Raw genomic sequence first — 25,885 nt, 5'->3', positions numbered from 1 at the left:
CTAACGAGGACTCCGTGCGTCGACGCTCCGTACTCCTTGCCGTGCCCGCGGGCCTGCTGACACTCGCGGGCTGCGGTGACGAAAAGTCAGGGTCCGACAAGACCAAGCCGTCCCAGGAGCCGACGAACCAGAGTCCCTCACCCGCCCCCAGCGGCAAGATCGTCTCCGGCCCGGTGCCGGCCATTACCGCGGGTAAGAAGTTCGGTGAGAAGCCGAAGGTCGCCAAGGGCTCGGGGAAGCCCCCGCAGAGTCTCGCGGTCAAGACGATCAGCCAGGGCGACGGCAAGAAGACGGTCAAGGGCGACTGGCTCCAGATCAACTACCTGGCGCAGATCTGGGACACCGGGAAGGTCATCGACAACACCTTCGACAAGAAGAAGACCGCCGCGTTCCCGATCGGCAAGGGCCAGGTCCTCCCGGGCTGGGACCAGGGACTGCTGGGCCGGAACCTCGGCAGCCGGCTGGAGCTGGCCGTCCCGCCCGCGTACGCCTACGGCAAGCAGGGCCAGCCGCAGGCCGGTATCAAGGGCACCGACACGCTGGTCTTCGTCATCGACCTCGTCGGCGCCTACAACGCCAAGAGCTCGGCCAAGGGCAGCAAGGTGGACCAGACCGACGCCGACCTGCCCAAGGTGTCCGCCAACACCGACGGCAAGGCGCCCACCATCACCGTTCCCAAGAAGTCCGCGCCGAAGAAGCTGGTCTCCGAGTACGTCATCGAGGGTGACGGCAAGGAGGTCAAGAAGACCGACGCGCTGCTCGTCCAGTACCGGGGGGTGCTGTGGGACGGCGGCAAGGAGTTCGACTCCACCTACAAGCGCGGCGAGCTCGCCCAGTTCTCGCTCCAGCAGGTCGTCAAGGGATGGTCGCAGGGGCTGACGGGGAAGAAGGTGGGCAGCCGGGTGCTGATCGTCGTGCCCCCGGACCTGGGCTACGGCAAGGCGGCCCAGAAGGGCATCCCCGCCAACTCCACGCTGGTGTTCTCCGTGGACATCCTGGCGGTTCTGTAGCCTGTGCGGGTTGCCCACCACGTCACAAGGAGCAATTTCGTGAGCATCGAGAAGCCCGAGGTCGACTTCCCGGGCGGCGAGCCGCCGGCCGAGCTGGAGATCAAGGAGATCTGGGAGGGCGACGGGCCCGTGGCCAAGGCCGGCGACAACATCGCCGTGCACTATGTGGGCGTCTCCTTCAGCACGGGTGAGGAGTTCGACGCGAGCTACAACCGCGGCACTCCGCTGCGGATCCAGCTCGGCGTGGGCCAGGTCATCTCCGGCTGGGACCAGGGCCTCCAGGGGATGAAGGTCGGCGGCCGCCGTCAGCTCATCGTCCCGCCGCACCTCGGCTACGGCGACCGGGGCGCCGGTGGTGGCCGGATCAAGCCGGGCGAGACGCTGATCTTCGTCTGCGACCTGATCTCGGTCTGAGACGGCCGTCCGTCGCGCCGAGGGCTCCTGCCGGTGAGCGGGGGCCCTCGGCTTTTGCCGCGCGTGCCGGTAGCGGTACGGTCACGTCGTTAAGGTCACAAAGAAAGGGCGTCGATGGCGATTGCCAAGGCCGAGCGGTTGATGAACCTGGCCCTGTGCCTGCTGGGAACGCGGCGTCCGCTGACCAAACGGGAGTTGCGGGGCTCCATAGAGGCGTACCTCCAGACCGACACGGCCAATGACGAAGCGTTCAACCGCATGTTCGAACGCGACAAGGACGATCTGCGTGAACTCGGCCTGATCATCGAGACGGTGGAGGGCCTCGACGGCGAGACCGGCTATCTCGCCCGCCGGGACAGCAACCGCCTCCCGCCGATCACCCTCGACGCCGAGGAGGCCGCCGCCCTCGGCCTCGCCGCCAAGGTCTGGCAGCAGGCCCGGCTCGCGGGAGCCGCAAGCGGCGCGTTGCAGAAGCTGCGCGCCGCCGGGATGCCGGTCGCCGAGGATCCGTACGACACGCCCGGTCACAGCGCGCTGGAGCCGCGTATCCCGGTCCATGAGAGCGCCTTCGAACCGCTGATGCTCGCCTGCCGCGACCGCCGCCCCGTCGTCTTCGACTACCGCAAGGCGAACGCCGCGCGCCCCGAGCAGCGGCAGGTCGAGCCCTGGACCCTGGAGTGCTGGCGCGGCCACTGGTATCTCGCCGGATGGGACCGTGACCGCGCCGCCGAGCGGGTCTTCCGGCTCTCCCGGATCACCGGCCGGGTCCGGCTGCGGTCCGGCGCGTTCACCGCCGAGGTGCCCGACCACGTCACCGTCCGGGAGACCGTGGAGAGCTGGGCGGGCGAGACGGCCAACGGCACCGCCCGGATCCGGCTGCGCTCGGGCCACGGCTATCCGCTGCGGGCCAAGGCGCTGTCCACCCGGGAGGCCGGCGACGGCTGGGACGAGCTGGAGATTCCGTACGGGCACGGCCTGGACGCCTGGCTCGTGGAGTTCGGCCCGGACGTGGTCGTACTGGCGCCCGAGGAGCTGCGGGCGGATGTCGTGGACCGGCTGCGCGCGGTCGCCAAGGGCTGAGGGGACGGATCTACTTCATCATGGCCGGAAACGCCATTGACCAGACCCGGCGGATGCTCTCCCTGGTGACGTATCTGCGCGAGCGCCCCGGCGCCCGCGTCGCCGACGTCGCCCGGGCCTTCGGCATCAGCGAGGACGAGCTGATCGCCGACCTGGATGTGCTGCCGCTGTGCGGCACCAGCTTCCGCGGCGGCGATCTGATGGACATCGACACCGACGGCGAGCGGATCTGGTGGCACAACCCCGATGACGTGGCCGAGCCGCTGCGGCTGGCCGCCGACGAGGCCACCGCGCTGCTGGTCGCCGCCCGCGCCGTCGCCACCCTCCCCGGGCTGCGCGAGGGCGACCGGGACGCGCTGCTGCGGGCCACCGCCAAGCTGGAGGCCGCGGCGGGCGAGGCGGCGGGCGCCAGCTCCCGGCTCTCGGTGATCTTCGAGTCGGAGGGCGGGGTCTTCGCCGACGTCGACCGCGCCATCTCCGAGCGCCGCAGGCTGTGGCTGCGCTACTACTCACCCGCGCGGGACGAGGTCACCGAGCGCGAGGTCGACCCGATCCGGCTCTTCGCCGTCGGCCGCACCTACATGGAGGCGTGGTGCCGCCTCTCCGAGGCGCGGCGGACCTTCCGGCTGGACCGGGTCGTCGAGATCAAGCTGCTGGACGACGCCTCCGATCCGCCGCCGATCGAGCTGCGCGACCTGTCGGAGCTGTCCTCCGCGCTGGTGCAGACCGGCGCCGAGGACCCCGAGGTGGTGGTCGAGGTCGGCCCCGGCGGGCGCTGGGTGGCCGAGTACTACCCGCACGACAGCGCCGATGAGCTGCCCGACGGCGGCCTCCGGATCACGCTGCGCGCGCCCGACCCCGGCTCGCTGCGGCGCCTGGCGCTGCGGCTGGGCAGGGACGGCAGGATCGTCTCGCCGCAGGAGCTGGCGGACAGTGCTCGGGACGCGGCGCGGCAGGCGCTCGCGGCGTACGGTGAGTGAAGGGAGGCACACAGTGACCGCACGGGGAAGTGCCACGTCGGTGATCTTCAAGGCGGCGTGCCCGCAGTGCCGCGGCCGGTTCGAGCTGGCCGCGGGCGCCCTGCGGCTGGCCATCGGGGCCAGCCACCGCACCACCTTCTACTCCTTCACCTGCCCCGACTGCGGCACCGCGGTGCGCAAACCGGCGGGGGAGCGGATCGTGGAGCTGCTCACCGGCGGCGGGGTGCGTACACTGCGGCTCCACTCCACCGTCTAGGCTCTGCCGCATGCTCTGGCCGATGCTCGCCCTCGCCCTCGCCTTCTGCGGAATCGCCGTTCTCGCCGTGCTCTCGGTGCGGGTCCACACGGAGGTCCGCAGGCTGGCCCGGCAGGTCTCGGCCAGCTCGGAGCGGATCACCCGGGCCGCGGAGGACCTGGAGCGGGCCTCGGCTCCGCTGGGGTCGACCGTCGACGCTCTGCGCCGGCAGTGAGGGGCCGCTCCGCGGCGGCGGTGACCGCTGCGGCTGATGGGCACTCTGCTGCCCCACGGCCAAGCGGGGTACGCTGACAATTCGTGGCCCCGGAAACGAGGCGGAGGGCCGCAACCCGGAGTCCGCACGGGGATTGCTTACGGTTTACCCCCGCGCGCTACGATCGCTGACAGCACGGCTGCCGGACACCTGTCCGACCGGTCGGGCAGCCCCACCCCCCAGCCGCCTCGGTGAGAAGGTAGACGCTTATGCTGTTCGGAAAGATCGGCGTTCCCGAGATTCTCCTCATCCTTGTCGTCGTGCTGCTGCTGTTCGGTGCCAAGAAGCTTCCGGACATGGCGCGCTCGCTGGGCAAGTCGGCCCGGATCCTCAAGAGCGAGGCGAAGGCCATGAAGTCGGACGGCCAGCAGCAGAGCGCGCCGGCCGACCCGCCCCACCCCGGTCAGGACGACGCCACTCACCGCACCATCCAGGCCGCGCCCGGAGACGTGACCAGCTCGCGCCCGGTGTCGGAGCCGAGCGACACCACCAAGCGCTGACCCAGGGCCACTTGAAGGCGGCGCGAAGGGCCGTCACCGGACGCACGAGATGAGGACGTGGGTTGCTCAAGTCTGCCCGCAAGAAGGAGAAGGACCCCGAGGGGCGGATGCCCCTCTCCGAGCACCTGCGTGAGCTGCGCAACCGGCTGCTCAAATCGGTCCTGGCGATCTGTGTGATCACGATCATCGCGATGTTCTACTACATGGACATCGCGAAGTTCCTGATGCGGCCGGTGCTGGACGCCGTCGGCTGTGGCGGGGTCTCGTTCTCCGACCTCACCGGCAAGGGAGGCGCGGGGGGCAAGGGTCACGACTGCGCCTACTTCACCGTGAACGGTCTGCTGTCGCCGTTCACGATCATGCTGAAGGTCTCCTTCACGACCGGTCTGGTGGTGGCCACTCCGGTCTGGCTCTACCAGCTGTGGGCCTTCCTCGCGCCCGGGCTGCACCGCAACGAGAAGAAGTACGGCCTGTTCTTCGTCGGGCTCGGCGTCCCGCTCTTCGTCGGCGGCGCGTACTTCGCGTACCTGATCCTGCCGACCAGCGCCAAGGTCCTCATCGGCTTCACCCCGGAGGGGGCCAACAACCTCCTCCCGCTGGACGACTTCCTCGATCTGCTGGCCCGGATGGTCGTCGTCTTCGGGCTCGCCTTCGAGCTTCCGCTGCTGCTGATCCTGCTGAACTTCACCGGCATCCTCAGCGGACGCCGGATGCTCGGCTGGTGGCGCGCCATGATCATGGGGATCACGGTCTTCGGCGCCATCGCCACTCCCAGCACCGACCCGATCGGCATGTTCGCCCTGGCCGGGCCGGTCGTCGTGCTCTACTTCGGCGCCGTCGGCGTCTCGCTGCTCAACGACCGGCGCAAGGCGCGCCGCCGGGAAGCCGACCCGGACTTCGGCCTGAGCGACGACGAGGCGTCCCAGCTGGATCTGACCCCCGAGGCCGTGGCCGCGCCCAGCGCCAGGCCGGAGCTCACCGACGGGGACGACTCCGGTCCCACTCGGCGCAACGGCTACGACGACGTCACATAGCCGTATCCGGCCGTCCGCCGCAGTGTCCGGCATCTCCGGCCGTACCCGGTCACACCCGCCCGCCTGTGGCCGCCCCTCGGGCGGCCCGGCGGGCGGCTTGCCGTGCGGCCCGGTCCGGCGGGCCGAACAAAGCCCCGACAAAGATCGCGTGCGCTGTCGGAGGTGGCCGGTAGGCTCGTAGATACGATGACCGACGAGCTATCTCCCGCCGAGCGCTATGCGGCGTCCCGCGCCCGGGCCGCCGAGCAGGCCACCGCGCTGGCCCCCTTCCGCGAGATGTACGACTTCGAGCTGGACCCGTTCCAGATCGAGGCGTGCAAGGCCCTGGAGAGCGGCAAGGGTGTGCTGGTCGCCGCTCCCACCGGCTCGGGCAAGACCATCGTGGGCGAGTTCGCCGTCCACCTGGCGCTGACCCAGGGCCGCAAGTGCTTCTACACCACGCCCATCAAGGCGCTGTCGAACCAGAAGTACACCGACCTGGTGAAGCGCTACGGCGCCGATCAGGTCGGCCTGCTCACCGGGGACAACAGCGTCAATTCCGAGGCCCCGGTGGTCGTGATGACCACCGAGGTGCTGCGGAACATGCTCTATGCCGGTTCCCAGTCGCTGCTCGGCCTCGGCTATGTGGTGATGGACGAGGTCCACTACCTCTCCGACCGGTTCCGCGGCGCGGTGTGGGAGGAGGTCATCATCCACCTCCCCGCGTCGGTGACGCTGGTGTCACTCTCCGCGACCGTCTCCAACGCCGAGGAGTTCGGCGACTGGCTGGACACCGTCCGCGGCGACACCGAGGTCATCGTCTCCGAGCACCGTCCGGTGCCGCTGTGGCAGCACGTGCTGGCCGGGCGCCGGATGTACGACCTGTTCGAGGAGAAGCACGGCCAGGACGGCGACCAGGGCGGGCGCCGCGAGGTCAACCCCGATCTGGTCCGGCTGGCCCGGATGGAGAACAGCCGCCCCTCCTTCGGCCGCGACAAGCGCCGCGGCCGCAATATGCGTGAGGCCGACCGGGAGCGCGAGCGCCGTCAGCGCAGCCGGATCTGGACCCCCGGCCGCCCCGAGGTGATCGACCGGCTCGATGCCGAGGGGCTGCTTCCGGCCATCACCTTCATCTTCAGCCGGGCCGGCTGCGAGGCCGCCGTCCAGCAGTGTCTCCACGCGGGGCTGCGGCTCAACGACGAGTCGGCGCGCTCCCGGGTGCGAGCCATCGTCGAGGAGCGCACCGCCGGGATCCCCGACGAAGACCTGCATGTGCTGGGGTACTTCGAATGGCTCGAGGGCCTGGAGCGGGGCATCGCGGCCCACCACGCCGGAATGCTCCCCACCTTCAAGGAAGTTGTCGAGGAGCTCTTCGTCCGCGGCCTGGTCAAGGCGGTCTTCGCCACCGAGACCCTCGCCCTCGGCATCAACATGCCCGCCCGCTCGGTGGTGCTGGAGAAGCTCGTCAAGTGGAACGGCGAGCAGCACGTCGACATCACCCCCGGGGAGTACACCCAGCTGACCGGCCGCGCCGGGCGGCGCGGTATCGACGTCGAGGGCCATGCGGTGGTGCTGTGGCAGCGCACCATGGACCCCGCGGCGCTCGCCGGGCTGGCCGGCACGCGTACGTATCCGCTGCGCTCCTCCTTCAAGCCGTCGTACAACATGGCGGTCAACCTGGTCTCCCAGTTCGGGCGGCACCGCTCGCGCGAGCTGCTGGAGACCTCCTTCGCGCAGTTCCAGGCCGACAAGGCGGTCGTCGGGATCTCCCGTCAGGTGCAGCGCAACGAGGAGGGCCTGGAGGGCTACCGCGCCTCCATGACCTGCCACCTCGGCGACTTCGACGAGTACGCGCGGCTGCGCCGCGAGCTGAAGGACCGCGAGACCGAGCTGGCCCGGCAGGGCGCGGCCCAGCGGCGCGCGGCCGCCGCGGTCGCCCTGGAGAAGCTGCGCCCCGGCGATGTCATCCATGTGCCCACCGGCAAGTTCGCCGGGCTCGCCCTGGTGCTGGACCCCGGGCTGCCCGCCGGGCGGGTGGGCGGCCACCGGGGCATGGAGTACCACGACGGGCCGCGGCCCCTGGTGCTCACCGCCGAGCGGCAGGTCAAGCGGCTGGCGTCGATCGACTTCCCGGTCCCGGTCGAGCCGCTGGACCGGATGCGGATCCCCAAGTCGTTCAATCCGCGCAGCCCCCAGTCGCGCCGCGATCTGGCCTCCGCGCTGCGCACCAAGGCGGGCCACCACGATATGCGGCGCCACCGCAAGGAGCGCTCGCCCGCCGCCGACGACACCGAGATCAGCAGGCTGCGCGCGGCCATCCGGGCCCACCCCTGCCACGGGTGCAGCGACCGCGAGGACCACGCCCGCTGGGGCGAGCGCTACCACCGGCTGCTGCGCGACACCCGGCAGCTGGAGCGGCGCATCGAGGGCCGTACGAACACCATCGCCCGCACCTTCGACCGGATCTGCTCCCTGCTGAGCGAGCTCGGTTATCTGCACGGCGACGAGGTCACGGCCGAGGGCAGACGGCTGGCGCGGCTGTACGGCGAGCTGGACCTGCTGGCCAGCGAGTGCCTGCGCGAGGGCGTCTGGGAGGGGCTGCCCCCGGCCGAGCTCGCGGCCTGTGCCTCCGCGCTCGTCTACGAGGCGCGGACGGCCGATGACGCGCTGCCGCCCAAGCTGCCCACGGGCCGCGCCAAGGACGCGCTCGGCGAGATGGTGCGCATATGGGGCCGGCTGGACGCCCTGGAGGAGGAGCACAAGATCAACCAGGCGGAGGGCGTCGGCCAGCGCGAGCCGGATCTGGGCTTCGCCTGGGCCGCCTACCGCTGGGCGTCCGGCCACGGGCTCGACGAGCTGCTGCGCGAAATCGACATGCCCGCCGGTGACTTCGTGCGCTGGACCAAGCAACTGATCGATGTGCTCGGCCAGATCGCCGCCGCGGCCCCCGAGGGCACGGTGGCGCGCAGCGCCCGCCGCGCGGTCGACGGGCTGCTGCGCGGAGTCGTGGCGTACTCCTCGGTCGGCTGAGCCCGTCGCCCACCGCGGTGGGCTCAGGCCGGATCGTAGGTGAAGGGGAGGGTGTTGCTGTTGCCCGCGGGGGTGTGGAGCTGAACGTTGACGGTTCCGGCCGCATGGGCCGGAGCCGTCGCCACGGCCAGGTTGTCCGAGAGGACGCTGAAGGAGGCCGGGACTCCGCCGAAGGTCACGGCGTCGGTGTAGGTGAGGTTGGAGCCGTTGATCGTGACCGAGTCGCCGCCCAGCGACGAACCCTCGTCCGGGATCAGCGAATTGATCACCGGGGCGCCGAGATAGGTGTAGTACGGGTTCCCCGGGCCCAGAGTGCTGGTGCCGCCCGGTGTGGTCACGGTGACCACGACCGTGCCGGTGCCGGGAGGAGCGGTCGCCGTCAGCTGGTTGTCGGAGATCACGGTGAAGCCGGTGGCGGGGCTGGGGCCGAAGTGGACGGCGCTCGCCAGGGCCAGGCCGCTGCCGGTGATGGTGACGGAGTTGCCGCCGGTGTCCGGACCGAACTGCGGGCTCACACCGGTGACGACCGGGGCGGCGACATAGATGTACGACAGCGGATTGCTGCTGCCCCCCGGCGTGGTGACGATCACGTTCACCACCGACGCCGGTCCCGCCGGCGCGCTGACGGTGATCTGGGTGGCGGTGTTGGTGAGGATGGTGGCGGGGGTGGCGCCGAAGAGGACTTGGGTGGCGCCGGTGAGGTTGGTGCCGGTGATGGTGACGGTGTTTCCGCCGGAGGTGGGGCCGGAGGCGGGGCTGAGGCTGGTGAGGGTGGGGGCGGAGACCGTGGTGTAGGTGTAGGGGAGTGAGTTGCTGGTGCCGCCCGGGGTGGTGACGGCGACATTGACGGTGCCGGTGCCCGCGGGCGCGGTGACGGTGATCTGGGTGGCGGTGTTGGTGAGGATCGTGGCCGGGGTGGCGCCGAAGAGGACTTGGGTGGCGCCGGCGAGGTTGGTGCCGGTGATGGTGACCGTATTGCCGCCGCCGGTGGGCCCCGAGGTCGGGGCGAGCGTGGTGAGCACCGGAGCCGCGACCGTCGTATAGGTGAAGAACACGTTCTGCGTGCTGGTGCCCGTCGGCCCCGTGACCGTGACCTTGACAGTGCCGCTTCCCGGCGGAGTCCTTGCCGTGATCTGTGTGTTGCTCACGACGACCACGTTGGTGGCGAGATTCGGACCGAACCTGACCACGGTGGCGCCGATGAAGCCGGAACCATTGATGGTGACAGGGGTGCCCCCGGCCGGATTGCCTTGTGCGGGGCTGACACTGGTCACTACGGGGGCCATGAGCCCTTCTCCTTCTTGAGCCGTGCGGACGGCCGTGCCCTGACCGGCGGGACGTCGGCCAGGGCACGGGGGATCGGAAATCACCGTGTGCCATGCGGGAGGGTGCTGGCCCGGGGGATGGCCGTGCGGGGCTTGCCCGCCCGCGGTCGGTGGATCAGGTGACGGTGAAGGTGGCGGGGCCGGATGTGCCACCACAGGTGGTGACCGTGAAGGCCCCGGCGCCCGCGGCTGCCGCGGCGGGCACCGCGGTGACGATGGACGTGGCGTCGATGGGGGTGAAGGCCAGGCCCGTGAAGGCGGTGGCCGCCGAGTCGGTGAACGTCACGTCGGTGATGCCGATGAGGCAGGTGGCGCCCGAGATGGTGGTCTCGGTCCCCGCCGGGCCCGTGGCAGGGGTCAGCGTGGCGGCGGCCAGGGACGGAGCGTTGTAGTAGTCGATCTGGGTGATCCCCGTGGTGCTTGCGCCGCCTGCTGTAGTGACCGTGACCTGCTGGGTGTCGAAGCAGCCGGCCGGGGTGTGGGCCGGAGCGGTGACGGTGACCGAGGTGTTGCTGCCGCCGGCGGCGAAGGCGACCGGAGTGAGCGCGCCCACGTTGACGGTGCCTCCGGCCGCGAAGCCGGTGCCGAAGACCGTGAGCGCACCACCGGTGGCGGGCAGGCAGGTCTCGCCCAGCCCGGTGGTCGTCGGCTTCACGATGACGAAGAACGGCACCGAGTTGGTCCTGGTTCCGTTCGACAGGTTGGTGCTGACCGAGACCTGGCCCGAGCACGGCGCGGAGGAGGGGACCACGAAGGTGACCAGGGTGTTGGAGACCGCCGTCGGGGTGACGACGGCGCCGCCGAAGTTCACCGAGACGGTCGTGCCCAGCGAGGTGCCGTTGATGTTGACGGTGGTGCCGACCGTGCCCTGACTGGGGGTGAGGGAGGTGATGGGCATGAGTTTTCTCCTGTTCGATCGTCTTGCTGTGGTCGGGTGTGCCGGGAGAGGCGGGATGGGCACGTGGCCGTTGCCCGCACCGGCTTCCGTCGCGCAGAGGGGTGGAAGGGGGGACGGACCCTCGGGGGCCTGGGACGCCATGGCCTTTCTGCGGGGACCGCATGACCGGTGATGGCGACTTGAGAGGGGATTCGACTCGTGCCCGGGTGCCGGCCGTAAGAGGGCGAGTCATGCATGGAACGGGTCGGCGCCGAGGCCACCGTGGTGCCGAAACTCTCGCTCGATGTGAGTCAACCAAAAGAGGGATAGGTGGGGAAGGTGCGAAAAAGGCTCGAACGGAGCTCATATGACGATATGTCAAGCCTTTACGGTGAACTCCCGCGAGCCGGAGTGCGCCCTCCGAGCCGCCGGATCGACGCCGGTCGCTCGGCCGCGCCCGCCGAGGCGGTACGCGCGGCGGCCCCGGCCGGATGTCGGCACACGCGCCAGGCCCCGGCCGGATGCTCCCGGCCGGGGCCTGCTGGTCGTACGCGCCGCGCTCTACGCGCCGCGCTCTACGCGCCGCGCTCTACGCGCCGCGCTCTACGCGCCGCGCTCTACGCGCCGCGCTCTACGCGCCGCGCTCTACGCGCCGCGCTCTACGCGCCGCGCTCTACGCGCCGCGCTCTACGCGCCGCGCTCTACGCGCCGCGCTCTACGCGCCGCGCTCTACGCGCCGCGCTCTACGCGGCGCCGATGCGGCGCCCTGCTGCGGGCCGCGTCGCCTGTGCGCCACGCCCTCTCCGCGCCGTGCCCCCTGCGCGCCGGGTCCTCTACGCGCCGCATTCCCTGCGGGCCCTGTCCCCTGCGGCGGCGCCGATGCGGCGCCCTGCGTGACGCCCTGCTGCGCGCCGCGTCCCCCACGCGGCGCCGGTGCGGTGCCCTTACGCGACGACTTCCGCGCGGCGACAGCCGCCTACGCGGCGGCCTCCCCGGGCCCCGCGCCCTCCTGCTCCGCCTCGACCTGCTGGTTCCACTCCCGCTTCGACGCCTGCCAGCCGTCCTCGTCATGGCCGCGCCGCCAGTACCCGGAGATGGACAGCCACTCGCGCGGGATCTGGCGCTCCAGGCGCAGATGGTGGCGGATCTCCTTCACGAAGCCCGCCTCGCCGTGGACGAAGGCGTGGATCTGCCCGGGCGGGAACTCCAGCCCCCGTACGGCCGCCACCAGCGCCTCGCCGACCGGCGCCGCGCCCCGGTGCAGCCAGTTCACCTGGACCCCCTCGGGCGCGGTGACCTTGAGCTCCTCCGTCGCGTCCGCCACCTCGATGAACACGTGCACCGGCACCTCGGGCGCACCGTCCGCCCGGCTGTCGGTCAGCCGCTCCAGCGCCGTGGCGATCGCGGGCAGCGCGCTCTCGTCGCCCGCGAGCAGATGCCAGTCGGCCTCGGCGCTGGGGGCGTACGCGCCGCCCGGCCCCATGAAGTGGATCTCCTCGCCCGGCTGGACCCGGGCGGCCCACGGCCCGGCCAGCCCTTCGTCGCCATGGGTCACGAAGTCCACCGTCAGCTCCCGGGCGGCCGGGTCCCACGCCCGTACCGTGTACGTCCGTGTGACCGGCCACTGCTCGCGCGGGAACTCGGCACGGATCCGCTCCAGGTCGAACGGCTCGGGGTAGACGGCGCCCCCGGTCGGGAAGAGCAGCTTGATGTAGTGATCGGTCCACTCGCCCGCATGGAAATCGGCGAGGCCGTCGCCGCCCAGGACGACCCGCACCATGTGCGGGGTCAGCCGGTCGGTGCGCACCACCTGTGCGCGATGCGGCGTGCGCGTCTTACGGGCCGGACGGTCCGCCATGGCGACCTCCCTGATCAACAAGAGTTAGGTTTACCTAACCTAACAGCTCATTCCTCAAGAGTGGACAGCAGCCTGCGCAAAGATCCGCCCAATCCCCAGCGCTCCGCCAGCGCCGCCACGGCTCCAGGGTCGCGCGGTGACCGCGGCAGCGTCGGGTCGAAGGCGGGAAGCGCCACGTCCGAGGCGACCCGGACCACCTTCGGGGCGACCTCGACATACGCCCGCGCCTCGGCCAGCCGCTTGCGCTGGGTGGGGGTCAGCTTGGCGGCGGGGTCGTCGACGGCGGCCATGATCCCGGCCAGGTCGCCATGGGCGGCCAGCAGCTTGGCCGCGGTCTTCTCGCCGACGCCGGGCACCCCCGGCAGCCCGTCGCTGGGGTCGCCGCGCAGCAGCGCCAGCTCCGCGTACCCCCGGCCGGTCACTCCGTACTTCTCACGGACGTAGGAGTCGTCGACGACCTGGAGGGTGCCCACGCCCTTGACGGGGTACAGCACCCGCACCCCGCGCGCGTCGTCCACCAGCTGGAACAGATCGCGGTCGCCGGTGACGATGTCGACCGGGCCGGCCGCCCGGCCGGTGAGGGTGCCGATCACATCGTCCGCCTCGTAGTGCGCGGCGCCGACCCGGGCGATGCCGATCGCGTCCAGCACCTCGTCGATCACCGGGACCTGCGGGGAGAGGGTGTCCGGCACCTCCTCCTGGTCCACCCCGGCCCCCTCCGGGGCCTCCTCGGCCACCCGGTGGGCCTTGTACGTGGGGATCAGGGCGACCCGCCAGGCCGGGCGCCAGTCGAAGTCCATGCAGGCCACCAGGTCGTCCGGGCGGTGGTCCTGGACGAGCCGGGCGATGAAGTCCAGGAGCCCGCGCACGGCGTTCACCGGCGTGCCGTCGGGGGCCCGGACGGAGTCAGGGACCCCGAAATAGGCTCGGAAGTAGAGGGAGGCGGTGTCGAGGAGCATCAGGCGTCGCGTCACGATCCCGACTATGCACTACCCCACTGACACCGATCCCGAGGATAATGTGAACTGGATCACCGTTTGGTTTACGCCAAATCGATCGGGGCAGGCGCGCCCCCGGAGCGAACCCGTTCAGTGATTCAACTTTTGCGGCGGTCAGCGGTCCGATGCCGTACCGCTCCACGACCCGCCGGCGGGGGTGGCGGGTCGCTTTTTGGTGCGATCTGAGAGGTACATGTGGCCAAATTGCGAGCCGAACACCTGTACAAGGTGTTCGGCAGACGACCCGATGAGGCGGTGGCGCGGCTGGAAGGCGGCGCGGACCGCGAAGAGCTCCGGGCGAACGGTACGACGGCGGCGGTCGTCGATGCCTCCTTCGCCGTCGAGGCGGGCCAGATCTTCGTCGTCATGGGTCTGTCCGGGTCCGGCAAGTCCACCCTGTTGCGGATGCTGAACGGGCTGTTGGAGCCGACCGCCGGGCGTGTGCTCTTCGACGACGACGACCTGACCGCGCTCTCTCCCAAGGGTCTGCGCGAGGTCCGGTCCCGCAAGATCAGCATGGTCTTCCAGCACTTCGCCCTCTTCCCGCACCGCAGCGTCCTGGAGAACGCCGCCTACGGCCTCGAGGTGCAGGCCGTGCCGCGCGAGGAGCGCGTCCGGCGCGCCACCGAGGCGCTGGAGCTGGTGGGCCTGGCGGGCTGGGAGAAGTCCTGGCCCGATGAGCTCTCCGGCGGTATGCAGCAGCGCGTCGGCCTCGCGCGGGCCCTGGCCACCAACGCCGACATGCTGCTGATGGACGAGTCCTTCAGCGCGCTGGACCCGCTGATCCGCCGCGATATGCAGGATCAGCTGCTCGAGCTCCAGAAGCGGCTCAAGAAGACCATTGTCTTCATCACCCACGACCTGAACGAGGCCATGCGGCTCGGCGACCGTATCGCCGTGATGCGCGACGGCCAGATCGTCCAGATCGGCACCGCCGAGGACATCCTGGTCACCCCCGCCAACGACTACGTCGCCTCCTTCACCCAGGACGTGGACCGCAGCCGGGTGCTGACCGCCGGCGCGATCATGTCCGAGCCGGAGGAGGTGCTGGGCACCAAGACCGACGACGGCACCACGCTGCGCACCGCGCAGGACGTGTTGGCCGCCGCCCCCGCCACCGTCACCGAGAGCACCCCGATCATCGAGCTGTTCCAGCCCTGCTCGCGCAGCGGAGTCGCGGTCGCCGTCACCGGCGACGACGGCGCGCTCACCGGCGTCGTCACCCGCGCCCGGCTGCTCGCCGCCCTCGGCGAGGCGGACGGTGGGCCCGACGGGGCCCAGTCGTCGTCCGGTGGCGCTCCGGACGCGCCCGAGACCACCAAGAAGGTGATCACCGGTGCCTAGGCTTCAGCTCGGCGACTGGATCAACTCCGGCGTCAACTGGCTCCGAGACAATCTGAGCTGGCTCTTCGACTTCATCTCCAGCGTCGTCCAGGGCATGTACGACGGGGTGAACACGGTGCTCAGCGGCCCCGAGCCGCTGCTGCTCGCGGGCATCCTGGCGCTGCTCGCCTGGTGGCTGCGCGGGCTGCTGCCCGCCGTGCTCGCCTTCCTGGGATTCGCCCTCATCGACTCGATCGAGTTGTGGGGCGAGGCGATGAACACCCTCGCACTGGTGCTGGTCGCCGGTGTGATCACCATCGTGTTCGCGGTGCCGTTCGGCATCTGGGCCTCGCGCAACCGCGCGGTGAGCGCCGTGATCCGTCCGGTGCTGGACTTCATGCAGACGATGCCCGCCTTCGTCTACCTGATCCCCGGCATCTTCTTCTTCGGCCTCGGGGTGGTCCCCGGTGTCGTCGCCACCGTCATCTTCTCGATGCCCCCGGGCGTCCGCATGACGGAACTGGGCATCCGGCAGGTGGACGCGGAGTTGGTCGAGGCGGCCGACGCCTTCGGCACCCATCCGCGCCGCACCCTGCTGCGCGTCCAGCTCCCGCTGGCCCTGCCCACCATCATGGCGGGCGTCAACCAGGTGATCATGCTGGCGCTGTCCATGGTCGTCATCGCCGGTATGGTCGGCGCCGAGGGCCTGGGCTCCACCGTCTTCCAGGCGATCAGCTCCGTCGACGTGGCCATGGGCTTCGAGGGCGGTATCGCGGTCGTCATCCTGGCCATGTACCTGGACCGGATGACCAGCGCGCTCAATCAGCGCGTCTCCCCGCTGGCTCGCCGCGCGCTGGCCAAGGAGAAGGCCAAGGCGCTCAGCGGCGTGAAGGTGCTGCACTGGCGCCCCGCGACCTCGGTCGCCATGGTCGGTGTGGTCGTCCTGGCGCTGGTCGCCGGCGGTATGAGCATGTTCGGCGGCGACGACGAGGGCCCCAAGGTCTCCGCCAACGTCGGCAAGGGCCAGTCGGTCAACATCGGCTACATCAACTGGGACGAGGGCGTCGCCTCCACCTTCCTGTGGAAGGAGCTCCTGGAGCAGCGCGGCTTCAAGCCCAAGGTGCAGTCGTACGACGTCGGCGCGCTGTACACCGGTATGGCCGCGGGCAACATCGACTTCGAGACGGACTCCTGGCTGCCCACCACCCACGCCTCGTACTGGTCGAAGTACAAGAGCAAGCTGGAGAACCTGGGCTCCTGGTACGGCCCCACCTCCCTGGAGGTCGCGGTCCCCTCGTACGTCAAGGACGTCAAGACCCTGGAGGACCTCGAGAAGAAGTCCAGCACCTTCAAGAAGAAGATCGTGGGCATCGAGCCCGGTGCCGGTGAGATGAAGCTGATGCAGGACAAGGTCATGCCGGGCTATGGGCTGAACAAGAACTTCAGCCTGGTCAAGGGCTCCACCGCGGCCATGCTCTCGCAGCTGGACCGCTCCTACGCCAAGAAGGAGCCGATCGCGGTCACCCTGTGGTCCCCGCACTGGGCGTACGACAAGTACAAGCTCACCAAGCTGAAGGACCCCAAGGGCGCCTTCGGCAAGGGCGACCACATCGACTCCCTCGCGCGCAAGGGCTTCTCCAAGGAGAACCCGCAGGTCGCCAAGTGGATCAAGAACTTCAAGCTGGACGAGAAGCAGCTCACCAGCCTGGAGTCGGCCATCCAGGACGCCGGTAAGGGCAAGGAGCAGCAGGGCGTGCGCGCCTGGCTGAAGCAGAACCCGGGCATGGCCAACAAGCTCGCCCCGGTGCCCGGCGGCGCCGACCAGAAGGGCAAGGACGCGGGCGCCGCGCCGATGATCGGCTACTTCCCGTGGGACGAGGACATCGCCACCACCTACCTGTGGAAGAACGTCCTCGAGCGGCGCGGCTACAAGCCGGAGATCAAGCAGTACGACGTCGGCTCGATGTTCACCGGCATGAGCACCGGACAGGTCGACGTCGAGTTCGACGGCTGGCTACCGGTCGCCCAGAAGCAGTACTGGGACAGATACAAGAAGAACCTGGTCGACGTCGGGTCGTGGTACGACAAGACCTCCCTGGAGATCGCGGTGCCGTCCTACGTCAAGGACGTGAAGTCGCTCGCCGACCTCAAGGGGAAGGCCGGAACCTTCGACGGCAAGATCGTCGGTATCGAGCCCGGCACCGGCGAGATGAAGCTCCTGAAGGGCAAGGTGCTCAAGGAGTACGGCCTGGACAAGGAGTACAAGGTCAGCGACGGCTCCTCGCCGGCGATGCTGGCCGAGCTGGAACGCTCGTACGCCAAGAAGGAGCCGGTGGCCGTGGTCCTGTGGACCCCGCACTGGGCCTACAGCAAGTACAAGCTGACCAAGCTCGCCGACCCGAAGAAGGCGTTCGGGGCCAGCAACCAGCTCCACACCCTCGCCAACAAGTCCTTCCCGAAGAAGTTCCCCGAGTTCAACGGGTGGCTGAAGAAGTGGCACATGACCGAGAAGGAGCTGGCGACCCTGGAGCAGGCCATCCAGGACGCCGGTAAGGGCAACGAGGAGAAGGGCGTCCAGAAGTGGATGGACGCCCACCCCGGCATCGTCGACAAGATGGCGCCGGTGACTTCCTGACCCACCGTCCGCACCACGCACACCGCGGCCCGGAGCGCATGCTCCGGGCCGCGGTGCTGTGTCGCCCCGTCCTGCGGGCGATGTGCCGCGCCGGGCGCCGTGCCGTGCCGTGCTGGAGCGGCCGGACGCCGCCGAAGGGCCCGTCGCCCCGTACGGTGGAGCGATGAGCTCTCGCACTCCCGTACGGCGCGTGGTGTCCCTCGTGCCCTCGCTCACCGAGGCCGTCGCCGCCACCGCGCCGGAGCTGCTCTCCGGGGCGACCGACTGGTGCACCCATCCGCCCGGCCTCACCGTGGAGCGGATCGGCGGCACCAAGAACCCCGACACCGCCCGGATCGCCGCCCTCGCCCCCGATCTGGTGATCGCCAACGAGGAGGAGAACCGCCCCTCCGACCTCGCCGCGCTGCGCGCCGCGGGTCTCGAGGTCCTGGTGACCGAAGTGCGCACCCTGGAGCAGGCGTTCACCGAGCTGGAGCGGGTCCTGGTGCGCGGCTGCGGACTGGCCCGGCCCGGCTGGCTGGACGCGGCCGAGGCCGCCTGGGCGGACGTACGCACCGGGGGCCCGGTGCGGCACGCCGTCGTACCGGTGTGGCGGCGTCCGTGGATGGTGCTGGGCCGGGACACCTTCGCCGGCGACGTCCTGGCCCGGCTGGGCGTACGGCACCTCTACAGCGGGCATCCCGAGCGCTACCCCCGGATCCCGATCCAGGAGCTGACGGCGCGCGGGGCGGATCTGGTGGTGCTGCCCGACGAGCCGTACCGCTTCACGGCCGACGACGGCCCCGAGGCGTTCCCGGGCCTCCCGGCGGCCCTGGTCAGCGGCCGTCACCTCACCTGGTACGGCCCCTCGCTCGCGGAGGCGCCCGCCGCCCTCACGGCCGTGCTGTCGGCGGCGCGCTGACCGTACGAGGGCCGGCGCGGTCCGGGGGAGACGCTCCGGCCCACCCACCCTCGCCGGCCCGGGACCAACTCACCGAACACCTTCACCGGAACAGTTTCACCGGAACGCTTTCAACGGAGGACCGTTGCTGAACGTCATCGCCGTACCCATGGCGCCCGAGGCGGCCCGAGCGGTCCGCGACCGCCCCGACGCGCTGATCGCCGCCCCGCTCCCGGACGACGCAGAGGTGCGGGGCGACTGGATCAGCGCGCCCGGCGCACACGGCGGCGCGGTGATCTATGCGCACGGCGGCGGGTTCGCCCACACGATGCCCGAGGCCGAGCGGGTGATGGCCTACCGGCTGTCGAAGGCGACCGGACGCCCGGCCCTGCGGGTGGACTACCGGCTGGCGCCCGAACACCCGTATCCCGCGGCGCTCGAGGACCTGCTGGCCGCCTGGCGCGCTGTGCTGGACGAGGGCGTCCCGCCCGCCGAGGTCGTTCTCGCCGGGGAGTCGGCCGGCGCCACGCTGGTGCTCTCCGCCCTGCTGGAGATCGAGCGGACCGGCGGTCCGCGGCCCGGTGCCGCGATCGCGGTCTCACCCATCACCGACTTCGCCCTTACGGGTGCGTCGATCGCCGCCAACGACGGTAAGGACGTACTGAGCCGGGCCGCGCTCGGTTCCATAAGCGCCCAGTACCTGGCCGGCGCGTCCGCCGGCCACGCCCCGCAGTCACCGCTGTACGGGGACCCGCGCGGGCTGCCGCCGCTGCTGATCGCCGCGGGCACGGACGAGGTGCTCCTGGACGACGCCCGCCGCTTCGCAGAGGCGGCCGACGCCGCCGGGGTGAGCGTGCGTCTGGAGGAGTACGAGGGCATGCCGCACGCCTTCCACCTGTCCGAGCCGGGCGAGGTGCTGCTGGACCGGATCGGCCGGTGGCTCGCCGACCCGGTCCGCGTCTTCACCGTCAGCGCCCCGGACGCGGGCCCCTACGCGCTCACCGGCGGCCCCGACGGCGCCCTGTGGTTCACGCTTGTCCACCAGGGCGCGATCGGCCGCAGGGACGCCGACGGCCGGATCACCGTCCACTCCGTCGGAGCCAAGCCGACGGTGATCGCCCAAGGGCCCGAGGGCGCCCTGTGGTTCAGCGAGTACGGCACCCATCGCATCGGCCGGATCGCGGTGGACGGCACGGTCTCCTCCTTCGCCCCGCCGACCGCCGACGGCGGCCCGTACGGGATCGCCGCGGGCCCGGACGGGGCCATATGGTTCACGCTGTCGGCCGCCGACCGCATCGGGCGGATCACCATGGACGGCGACATCACCGAGTACCCCGCGCCCGGAGCCTTCCCGTCCGCCATGGTGGCGGGGCCAGACGGCGCGATGTGGTTCACCCTCAACCAGGGCAACGCCATCGGCCGGATCACCATGGACGGCCGGACGACCGCCCACCCCCTGCCGACCGAGGCCGCCGCGCCGGTGGGCCTGGCCCAGGGGCCGGACGGCGCCCTGTGGTTCACCGAGATCGGCGCGGGGCAGATCGGCCGCATCACGGTGGACGGCACCGTCACCGAGTACCCGCTGCCCGACCGCCAGGCCCGGCCGCACGCCGTCACCGGCGGTCCGGACGGGGCGCTGTGGTTCACCGAATGGGGCCGCGGCGGAGTCGGGCGCATCACCACGGACGGCCGGATCACGGCGTACGACCTGCCCCGGGCCGACTGCGAACCGCACGGCATCGCCGCGCACGACGGCGCGCTGTGGTGCGCCCTGGAGACGGGAGCCCTGGCCAGGATCGACGTCCCCCGTTGACCTGCCGAGCGGGGGGCGGGCCGGGGGCCGAAGCCTCCGCCCCACCCCCATCACCCTCAGCCGTCCACCGAGCAGCAGGAGTCGCGCCGCAGCAGCCGTCCCACCTCCAGCCACTCATCCGCCGACTTCCCGTGCGGTGCGGCCGCGGCACCGGCCCCCGGGAAGGACTCGACCAGCTCGCGCTGCTCGTACGGCACCCCGCCCCGCAGCACCGACACCGTCCGTACCAGCGTGTCGAAGTCCGTGAAGGGATCGCCGTCCACGACGGTCAGGTCCGCCAGCTTGCCGACCTCCAGGGTGCCCAGGTCGCGGTCGGCGCCGAAGGCCCGCGCCGGGAGGACGGTCGCCGTGCGCAGCGCCTCCTCCGGCGACAGCCCGAACCGGTGCAGGGCGCGCAGCGCCATGTGCAGATGGAGGCCCACCGGCACCAGCGGCTGGTCCGTCCCCAGGGCCACCACCCCGCCCCCGGCGAGGATCCGCTGGTAGACCCCGATCTCTCTGCGCAGCGTGTTCAGCTGGTCCACGGTCGGGGGCGCCCCGGCGAGCTGCCGTACGAGCGCGGTGTCCCACGGCGGCATCAGCCGGGTGACCCGCTCGTCCTCGGCCAGCGAGGGGTCCGCCCCGACCAGGGGCGAGGCCGTGAACGGCGTGGCGATGAGCCGGAAGTCGGAGGTCGCGGTGTAGATCTCCGTCAGGTCCTGCTGGGAGTGCCCGGTCGCCGTCGTGGCGTGGCCGTACTCCAGCCGCTGGGTGGCCTGTAGATGCGTCGTCAGGTCCTGTCCGAGCTGTATGCCGGGTGAGCACAGATGGCTGCCGGTACGCACGCCGAGCCGCTCATGCGCGAACCGGGCCGCCTCCTCCATGATCCAACCCGGTGCGCGCACATAGGTCTTGACGAAGTCCCAGTCGAGCGCGGCACCGCGCGCCAGGGAGCGCCGCAGCCCGTCGCGGGTGCGATGCGCCCGTCCCATGCTGTACGCGACGCGCGGCCCGTCCAGCAGCTCACCGGTGGCCAGCAGCCGCGGCCCGGCCAGGGCGCCCGCCGCGACGGCCTCCCTGAGGCGCGCCTGCTCATAGGCGAACCCGCCGAGGGAGACCGCGGTGGTGATGCCGTACGCGAGCTGGAGGGCGGTCTGACGGCCGCCATAGGTGTACTGCCAGGGGTGGGTATGGGCGTCCCACAGCCCGGGGATGACGGTGCGGCCGGAGGCGTCGACGCGCCGCTTCGCGGGCCGCCCGGCCCGGTGCGCCGCCACCGCGGCGATGCGTCCGCCGCGCACCACGATGTCCACGTCCTCGCGTACCGTGCCGCCCTTACGGCCGTCACGACCGGTGCCGCCGCCCTCGCCGCCGGTGCCGTCCCAGAACCGCCCGGCGTGGACGACAGTGTCCGCGGGGCGTGGCCGCCGGTGGTCCAGCGGGATACGGACCGTACGGGCGGTGCCGCTCTTGACGTCCAGCAGCCGCAGGCGGCCCGCCGACAGATACAGGACGCTGCGGGAGTCCCCGGACCAGGAGGGGTGATCGGCGGCCTCGTCGGTCAGCCGGCGCGGCGCGCCGTCGGGGGTGCCGTCCGCCCTTACCGGCAGCAGCCACAGGGCGGACTCGACGATGAGCGCCATATGGCGGCCATCGGGAGACCAGACCGGTCCGGAGTCATAGCGGTCGGAGAGGGAGGTGTGCGGGGCGACGGCGTGCTGCCTGGCCGCACCCGTGCTGACGTCGATCACCCGGATCAGGTTGTAGCCCTCGCGGAACCGCTGGTTCAGCCGATTGCGATCGCACAGGGCGACATAGCGCCCATCGGGCGACCAGCTCGGCCGGCCGGGCAGCCCTCCGGCGCCCATCGGCGCGGCGAGCACCCGTTCCGTACCGGCGTCGAGATCGCGCAGGACCAGGTTTCCCGACATGTCGACACTGACGAGCCGCTTGCCGTCGGGGGAGAGCGCCGGATGCACCCGGCCGCCGGAGGCCAGCACGGTCTCCTCGCCCGAGGCGAGGTCCCGGCGGCGCACGGCCAGCAGCCCGTCGCGGTCGTCGGCGTACACCAGGGCGCGCCCGTCGGGCGTCCAGGTGGGAGCCAGCAGATACCGGGTGGGGGCCGCCCGCACGACCCGGCGCGGGGCCCGGCCGCCGGAGACATCGGCGACCCAGAGGGAGTTGAGGGCGGCGAAGGCCACCTTACGGCCGTCGGGGGAGAGCGCGGGCAGATGCAGCCCGCGCACCGGCCGCACCCCGCCACCGTCGAAGTCGTACCGCTTGACGCGATAGCGGGGCCGGTCGACGGGGAGGGTGGCGGAGAAGGGGATCTCCTCGTACGCAAGCGCCTTACGGTCGGCATCCTCACCGGCGCGCCCGGCCCGGGTGGTGCCCTCACCCCCGGCGGCGGCGCTCTCACTCTCGGCGTCTCCGCCGGCGCCGGACCGCGTCGCCGAGGGCATCCGGAACACCCGGAACCGCCCGTCCACGGTGAGCAGCAGCTCGTCCCGTGACACCCAACGGGGCGGAACGGGCTGCACATCGCCCGTGACCGCCACCGCCTCCCCGTTCACGACCAGCGTGCAGGAGGCGGCGGGAGCGGCCGTGGTGCGCAGATAGGCGAGCTGGCCGCCCGCCGACACGGACGGCGTCATCACCTGGGCGTCGGCGGTGGGATCGGTGCGCTCGACCGTGACCGGTCCGGTGCCGTCGGCCCGTACGGAGGCGACGGTGCGGGCGTTCAGCGTCGTCCCGGCGGGCGCGCCGCGTACGAACAGCACCCGCTCGCCGTCCGCGGACCAGGTGGGGTCGAAGTCCTCCCAGGCCCCGCCCTGGAGCGGCCCGTCCTGGCCGTCCACCCCCGTGAGCCGGGTGAGCTCGCCGCTGGCGATCTCCAGCACCCAGATCCGGTACGGGCTGCCCGCCACGGGGTCGCCGCCGCGCTCGGAGGCGAAGGCGATCCGGGTGCCGTCGGGCGACCAGGCCGGACCGCGGTCGTCCCACGGACCGTCCGTTCGCTGCCGCAAACCGGAGCCGTCGGGGTGCAGTGTCCAGATATGGAATCCGCCGCCCCGGTAGGCGCAGACGGCCAGCAGCCTTCCGTCGGGGGAGTACACCGGCCGGGTGGGCTCCAGATCGGCCGGTGTGAGCGCGACGGCCTCGCCGCCCTTGCGGGCGACCGACCACAGGACGTTCTGGACCTCGGCGATCAGGCGGTCGCCGGACGGGGAGAGGGTCGCCGCGCCGTTGGTGGCGGCGGTGAAGGAGAGCGAGCCCACCCGGGCCGGCGCGGCGGCGGCCGTCTCGAGGGGCAGGGTGGCGGCCGTGGCGGCCGTGGCGGCGGCGGTTCCCACGGCGGCGGCCTGGAGAAAACGCCGCCGTGACAGGGCGAAGACGTCCGCTGAGGCGGGTGAACCGGAAGAGTCCGCCGAATCAGGGGAGTTGGGCGGCCCGGAAGTGCCTTCCGAACCGGGGGAGTTGGGCGAGCTGGTGGAGAGCGAAGCGTCGTGCGAGTCCAACGGTCCTCCTGGAACACGGGAGTTGCATGGATCGGCAGTCGATACGCGGTACCAAGCGCTTGATCGTTTCACACCCCGCGCCCCGGAGGACAGGACCGCGTCGATGCCCTTGGCTAGCGGGCCCGGCAAAGGGAGAGTGGGCTTCCGTTCGCACCAGATCCATTCGACCGGATCGATGCACACCGGATCGATCGGAGCAAGGAGATGAGACGGCATGCCCGACGGCGGTATCACCCACCGCACCGACCATCTGCCCATGCCCGACGGCGTGCGGGTCGTGACCTACAGCTGGCTGCCGGAGAACGGCACCGTGCGCGCGATCGTCCAGATCGCCCACGGCGCCGCGGAGCACGCCCGGCGCTACGACCGGTTCGCCCGCTTCCTCGCCGCCCACGGCTATGCGGTGGTCGCCTCGGACCACCGCGGCCACGGGGCCACCGCCGATTCGACGGGCGGCTTCGGCGTCGTGGGCGAGGAGGGCGACGGCTGGCGGGCGATCGTCTCGGACCTGCGCACCATCGGCGACCGCGCGCGGGCCGCGCACCCCCGTGCGCCCCTGGTCCTGCTCGGCCACAGCATGGGCTCGATGCTGGCCCGCGACTGCGCCCAGGAGTACGGCGAGGAGCTGGCCGGGCTGATCCTCTCCGGCACCTTCCGCTCACTCCCGGGGACCGAGACCGAGGAGGCGCTGGCGGGCATCGCGCAGGAGATCGCGGAACGGGGCCGGAACGGACAGTCCACCTTCACCCCGACCCTCTTCGCCTCGTTCAACGACCCGTACGAGCACCTCCAGGACCGGACGGGCTTCGAGTGGCTCTCGCGCGACGCGGCGGAGGTGGCCACGTACGCGGCGGACGAGCGGTGCGGCTTCGCGTTCAGTGCCGGGCTGTCCCAGGACTGGGTCCGTGGCGTCCGTAAGATCAACGACCCGCGCCACCAGGCCCGCATCCCGGCCGCGCTGCCGGTGCATGTGGTGGTGGGCACCGAGGACCCGTGCAACCAGGGGATGACGCTCGTCTACGAACTCCTGGAGGACTTCCGCTACGGCGGCACGCGCGAGCTGACCTGGAAGGGATACCCCGGGGCCCGGCACGAGATCCTGAACGAGACCAACCGGGACGAGGTCCAGCAGGACCTGCTGACGTGGCTGGAGAAGCACATCTGAACCACCGGCCTGGCACGGGCCCTCACCGCAGGAAGGCGGAGATCCGCTCGCGCAACGCCCCCGGATCCAGCCCCTGCCCCGCGAGATGCTCGTCGATCGTGCCGTAGCGGCGCAGCTCGCGCCGGGGAATACCCAGGCCGAGCACCCGGTACGGGCGATCGGCGAGCGCGTCGTTCACGGCGGCGGTCGAGGTACCCGCGAGATACGGCTCGACCAGCACGACATCGACATCGACATCGACGCCGCCGACCGCCGCCTCGGCGGTGGCACGCACCGCCCGCGCGTCGAAGGGCCGCACAGTCGTGGCGTAGAGCACGGTGACGTCCAGCCCCTCGACGGCCGTAAGGACGCCATCGAGCATCGGCCCGACCGCGATGACCACACCGCGTCGCCCTTCCCGTACGGTCAGGAAGCGGCCGGGGACGATGTCCCGCGGGGCGGAGTTGGAGTGCGCCGACAGCCGTACGTACACCGAGTCGTCACCGGCGGCGGCCGCGTCCCGCAGCAGGGTCTCGGCCTCGTCCGGATGGCCGGGCACATGGACGGTCCAGCCGTCGAGCGTGTCCAGCAGGGCCACATCGCCGGGCGCCATATGGGTGTAGCCGCCCGCCGGCCAGTCGTACGAACCGGCCGCGCTCACCAGCACCCCGCCCACGCCCTGATGCCCGAAGTCCAGCTTGACCTGCTCAAAGGGCCGCTCGACCAGAAAGCTGGCGAAGGTGTGCAGAATCGGCCGCATCCCGGTCAGAGCCAGTCCACCGCCGACGCCGACCAGCAACTGCTCGCGGATGCCGACATTGATCACCCGGTCGGGATGCGCCCGGGCCGCGTCCGTGAAGCCGTCCTTACCGATCTCGGCGAGCACGACGGCCAGCCGGGGATCGTCGTCCAGAAGACGGGAGACGACGGAGGCGAAACGCTCACGCATGGTGTCCATAAGAACAGCCCCTCTCACACTGGATCTCACACTTGAATCGC

20 protein-coding genes and 1 pseudogene are annotated in these 25,885 nt (G+C 71.3%); 15 read left to right on the top strand and 6 right to left on the bottom strand.

Annotated features, from left to right (window positions below; all coding sequences use genetic code 11):
- Window positions 1-14 precede the first annotated feature (14 nt).
- From ACT2CW_RS27795 to ACT2CW_RS27755, 9 genes are all read left to right on the top strand, one after another.
- Window positions 15-1,010, top strand: a complete 996-nt coding sequence (locus ACT2CW_RS27795; protein ID WP_164426313.1) for an FKBP-type peptidyl-prolyl cis-trans isomerase — start codon at window positions 15-17, stop codon at window positions 1,008-1,010.
- Between the two features lie 39 nt (window positions 1,011-1,049).
- Window positions 1,050-1,424 (top strand): FKBP-type peptidyl-prolyl cis-trans isomerase, encoded by a 375-nt coding sequence (locus ACT2CW_RS27790; protein ID WP_037956446.1) that lies wholly within the window; start codon window positions 1,050-1,052, stop codon window positions 1,422-1,424.
- Window positions 1,425-1,538: 114 nt separating this feature from the next.
- Complete coding sequence (locus ACT2CW_RS27785; protein WP_086883549.1) at window positions 1,539-2,504, top strand: helix-turn-helix transcriptional regulator; 966 nt, start codon at window positions 1,539-1,541, stop codon at window positions 2,502-2,504.
- Between the two features lie 20 nt (window positions 2,505-2,524).
- Window positions 2,525-3,484: a helix-turn-helix transcriptional regulator gene (locus tag ACT2CW_RS27780; RefSeq protein ID WP_037956441.1), complete on the top strand. Its 960-nt coding sequence runs from the start codon at window positions 2,525-2,527 to the stop codon at window positions 3,482-3,484.
- Between the two features lie 13 nt (window positions 3,485-3,497).
- Window positions 3,498-3,740, top strand: a complete 243-nt coding sequence (locus ACT2CW_RS27775; RefSeq protein ID WP_037956439.1) for a hypothetical protein — start codon at window positions 3,498-3,500, stop codon at window positions 3,738-3,740.
- 10 nt (window positions 3,741-3,750) lie between these two features.
- On the top strand, window positions 3,751-3,954 hold the full coding sequence (locus ACT2CW_RS27770; protein WP_138911464.1) for a hypothetical protein: 204 nt from the start codon (window positions 3,751-3,753) through the stop codon (window positions 3,952-3,954).
- 251 nt (window positions 3,955-4,205) lie between these two features.
- The gene (tatA, locus tag ACT2CW_RS27765; protein ID WP_037956547.1) at window positions 4,206-4,493 is read left to right on the top strand and encodes a Sec-independent protein translocase subunit TatA; all 288 of its coding nucleotides are present in this window, start codon (window positions 4,206-4,208) and stop codon (window positions 4,491-4,493) included.
- A 62-nt stretch (window positions 4,494-4,555) separates the two neighbouring features.
- On the top strand, window positions 4,556-5,527 hold the full coding sequence (gene tatC, locus ACT2CW_RS27760; RefSeq protein ID WP_086883546.1) for a twin-arginine translocase subunit TatC: 972 nt from the start codon (window positions 4,556-4,558) through the stop codon (window positions 5,525-5,527).
- 186 nt (window positions 5,528-5,713) lie between these two features.
- Window positions 5,714-8,536, top strand: a complete 2,823-nt coding sequence (locus ACT2CW_RS27755; protein WP_445518594.1) for a DEAD/DEAH box helicase — start codon at window positions 5,714-5,716, stop codon at window positions 8,534-8,536.
- A 23-nt stretch (window positions 8,537-8,559) separates the two neighbouring features.
- On the opposite strand, the gene ACT2CW_RS27750 is transcribed toward ACT2CW_RS27755, so the two are convergent.
- The 4 genes from ACT2CW_RS27750 to ACT2CW_RS27735 form a co-directional block, all read right to left on the bottom strand.
- Entirely contained in the window at window positions 8,560-9,822 is a 1,263-nt protein-coding gene (locus ACT2CW_RS27750) for an IPT/TIG domain-containing protein (RefSeq protein ID WP_445518593.1), read from the bottom strand.
- Between the two features lie 154 nt (window positions 9,823-9,976).
- Entirely contained in the window at window positions 9,977-10,759 is a 783-nt protein-coding gene (locus tag ACT2CW_RS27745; protein WP_445518592.1) for an IPT/TIG domain-containing protein, read from the bottom strand.
- 955 nt (window positions 10,760-11,714) lie between these two features.
- The gene (locus ACT2CW_RS27740) at window positions 11,715-12,596 is read right to left on the bottom strand and encodes a siderophore-interacting protein (protein WP_445518591.1); all 882 of its coding nucleotides are present in this window, start codon (window positions 12,594-12,596) and stop codon (window positions 11,715-11,717) included.
- A gap of 47 nt (window positions 12,597-12,643) precedes the next feature.
- Window positions 12,644-13,555 carry a 5'-3' exonuclease gene (locus ACT2CW_RS27735; RefSeq protein WP_445518741.1) on the bottom strand — a complete coding sequence of 304 codons (912 nt, stop codon included), beginning with the start codon at window positions 13,553-13,555 and terminating at the stop codon, window positions 12,644-12,646.
- Window positions 13,556-13,789: 234 nt separating this feature from the next.
- Between ACT2CW_RS27735 and ACT2CW_RS27730 the strand changes: the two genes are divergently transcribed.
- From ACT2CW_RS27730 to ACT2CW_RS27710, 5 genes and pseudogenes are all read left to right on the top strand, one after another.
- Window positions 13,790-14,938, top strand: coding sequence for a quaternary amine ABC transporter ATP-binding protein (locus ACT2CW_RS27730; protein WP_445518590.1), 1,149 nt, complete (start codon window positions 13,790-13,792; stop codon window positions 14,936-14,938).
- Window positions 14,931-17,552: an ABC transporter permease/substrate binding protein gene (locus ACT2CW_RS27725; protein WP_445518589.1), complete on the top strand. Its 2,622-nt coding sequence runs from the start codon at window positions 14,931-14,933 to the stop codon at window positions 17,550-17,552. Before ACT2CW_RS27730 ends, ACT2CW_RS27725 begins: the two co-directional genes overlap by 8 nt.
- A gap of 163 nt (window positions 17,553-17,715) precedes the next feature.
- On the top strand, window positions 17,716-18,453 hold the full coding sequence (locus ACT2CW_RS27720) for a helical backbone metal receptor (RefSeq protein ID WP_445518588.1): 738 nt from the start codon (window positions 17,716-17,718) through the stop codon (window positions 18,451-18,453).
- Window positions 18,454-18,601: 148 nt separating this feature from the next.
- Window positions 18,602-19,315, top strand: a pseudogene (locus ACT2CW_RS27715) (alpha/beta hydrolase); the annotation flags it as partial.
- Window positions 19,316-19,348: 33 nt separating this feature from the next.
- Window positions 19,349-20,245: a Vgb family protein gene (locus ACT2CW_RS27710; RefSeq protein WP_445518740.1), complete on the top strand. Its 897-nt coding sequence runs from the start codon at window positions 19,349-19,351 to the stop codon at window positions 20,243-20,245.
- A gap of 56 nt (window positions 20,246-20,301) precedes the next feature.
- Here the strand turns inward: ACT2CW_RS27710 and ACT2CW_RS27705 are convergent, their stop codons facing one another.
- Complete coding sequence (locus ACT2CW_RS27705) at window positions 20,302-23,610, bottom strand: amidohydrolase family protein (RefSeq protein ID WP_445518739.1); 3,309 nt, start codon at window positions 23,608-23,610, stop codon at window positions 20,302-20,304.
- A gap of 346 nt (window positions 23,611-23,956) precedes the next feature.
- Between ACT2CW_RS27705 and ACT2CW_RS27700 the strand changes: the two genes are divergently transcribed.
- Window positions 23,957-24,907, top strand: coding sequence for an alpha/beta fold hydrolase (locus ACT2CW_RS27700; RefSeq protein WP_445518587.1), 951 nt, complete (start codon window positions 23,957-23,959; stop codon window positions 24,905-24,907).
- 22 nt (window positions 24,908-24,929) lie between these two features.
- Here the strand turns inward: ACT2CW_RS27700 and ACT2CW_RS27695 are convergent, their stop codons facing one another.
- Complete coding sequence (locus tag ACT2CW_RS27695; RefSeq protein ID WP_445518586.1) at window positions 24,930-25,844, bottom strand: transketolase family protein; 915 nt, start codon at window positions 25,842-25,844, stop codon at window positions 24,930-24,932.
- Between the last annotated feature and the right edge of the window lie 41 nt (window positions 25,845-25,885).

The organism is Streptomyces sp. NEAU-174 (assembly GCF_052665095.1).
This window is presented reverse-complemented; position numbering and strand designations above follow the sequence as displayed.

Excerpts from the sequence above, each read along its gene's own strand:
- ACT2CW_RS27785 (WP_086883549.1), top strand. The coding sequence starts at position 1,539 with ATGGCGATTGCCAAGGCCGAGCGGTTGATGAACCTGGCCCTGTGCCTG.
- ACT2CW_RS27780 (WP_037956441.1), top strand. The coding sequence starts at position 2,525 with ATGGCCGGAAACGCCATTGACCAGACCCGGCGGATGCTCTCCCTGGTG.
- ACT2CW_RS27770 (WP_138911464.1), top strand. The coding sequence starts at position 3,751 with ATGCTCTGGCCGATGCTCGCCCTCGCCCTCGCCTTCTGCGGAATCGCC.
- ACT2CW_RS27755 (WP_445518594.1), top strand. The coding sequence starts at position 5,714 with ATGACCGACGAGCTATCTCCCGCCGAGCGCTATGCGGCGTCCCGCGCC.
- ACT2CW_RS27750 (WP_445518593.1), bottom strand. The coding sequence starts at position 9,822 with ATGGCCCCCGTAGTGACCAGTGTCAGCCCCGCACAAGGCAATCCGGCC.
- ACT2CW_RS27745 (WP_445518592.1), bottom strand. The coding sequence starts at position 10,759 with ATGCCCATCACCTCCCTCACCCCCAGTCAGGGCACGGTCGGCACCACC.
- ACT2CW_RS27740 (WP_445518591.1), bottom strand. The coding sequence starts at position 12,596 with ATGGCGGACCGTCCGGCCCGTAAGACGCGCACGCCGCATCGCGCACAG.
- ACT2CW_RS27735 (WP_445518741.1), bottom strand. The coding sequence starts at position 13,555 with ATGCTCCTCGACACCGCCTCCCTCTACTTCCGAGCCTATTTCGGGGTC.
- ACT2CW_RS27720 (WP_445518588.1), top strand. The coding sequence starts at position 17,716 with ATGAGCTCTCGCACTCCCGTACGGCGCGTGGTGTCCCTCGTGCCCTCG.
- ACT2CW_RS27700 (WP_445518587.1), top strand. The coding sequence starts at position 23,957 with ATGCCCGACGGCGGTATCACCCACCGCACCGACCATCTGCCCATGCCC.
- ACT2CW_RS27695 (WP_445518586.1), bottom strand. The coding sequence starts at position 25,844 with ATGGACACCATGCGTGAGCGTTTCGCCTCCGTCGTCTCCCGTCTTCTG.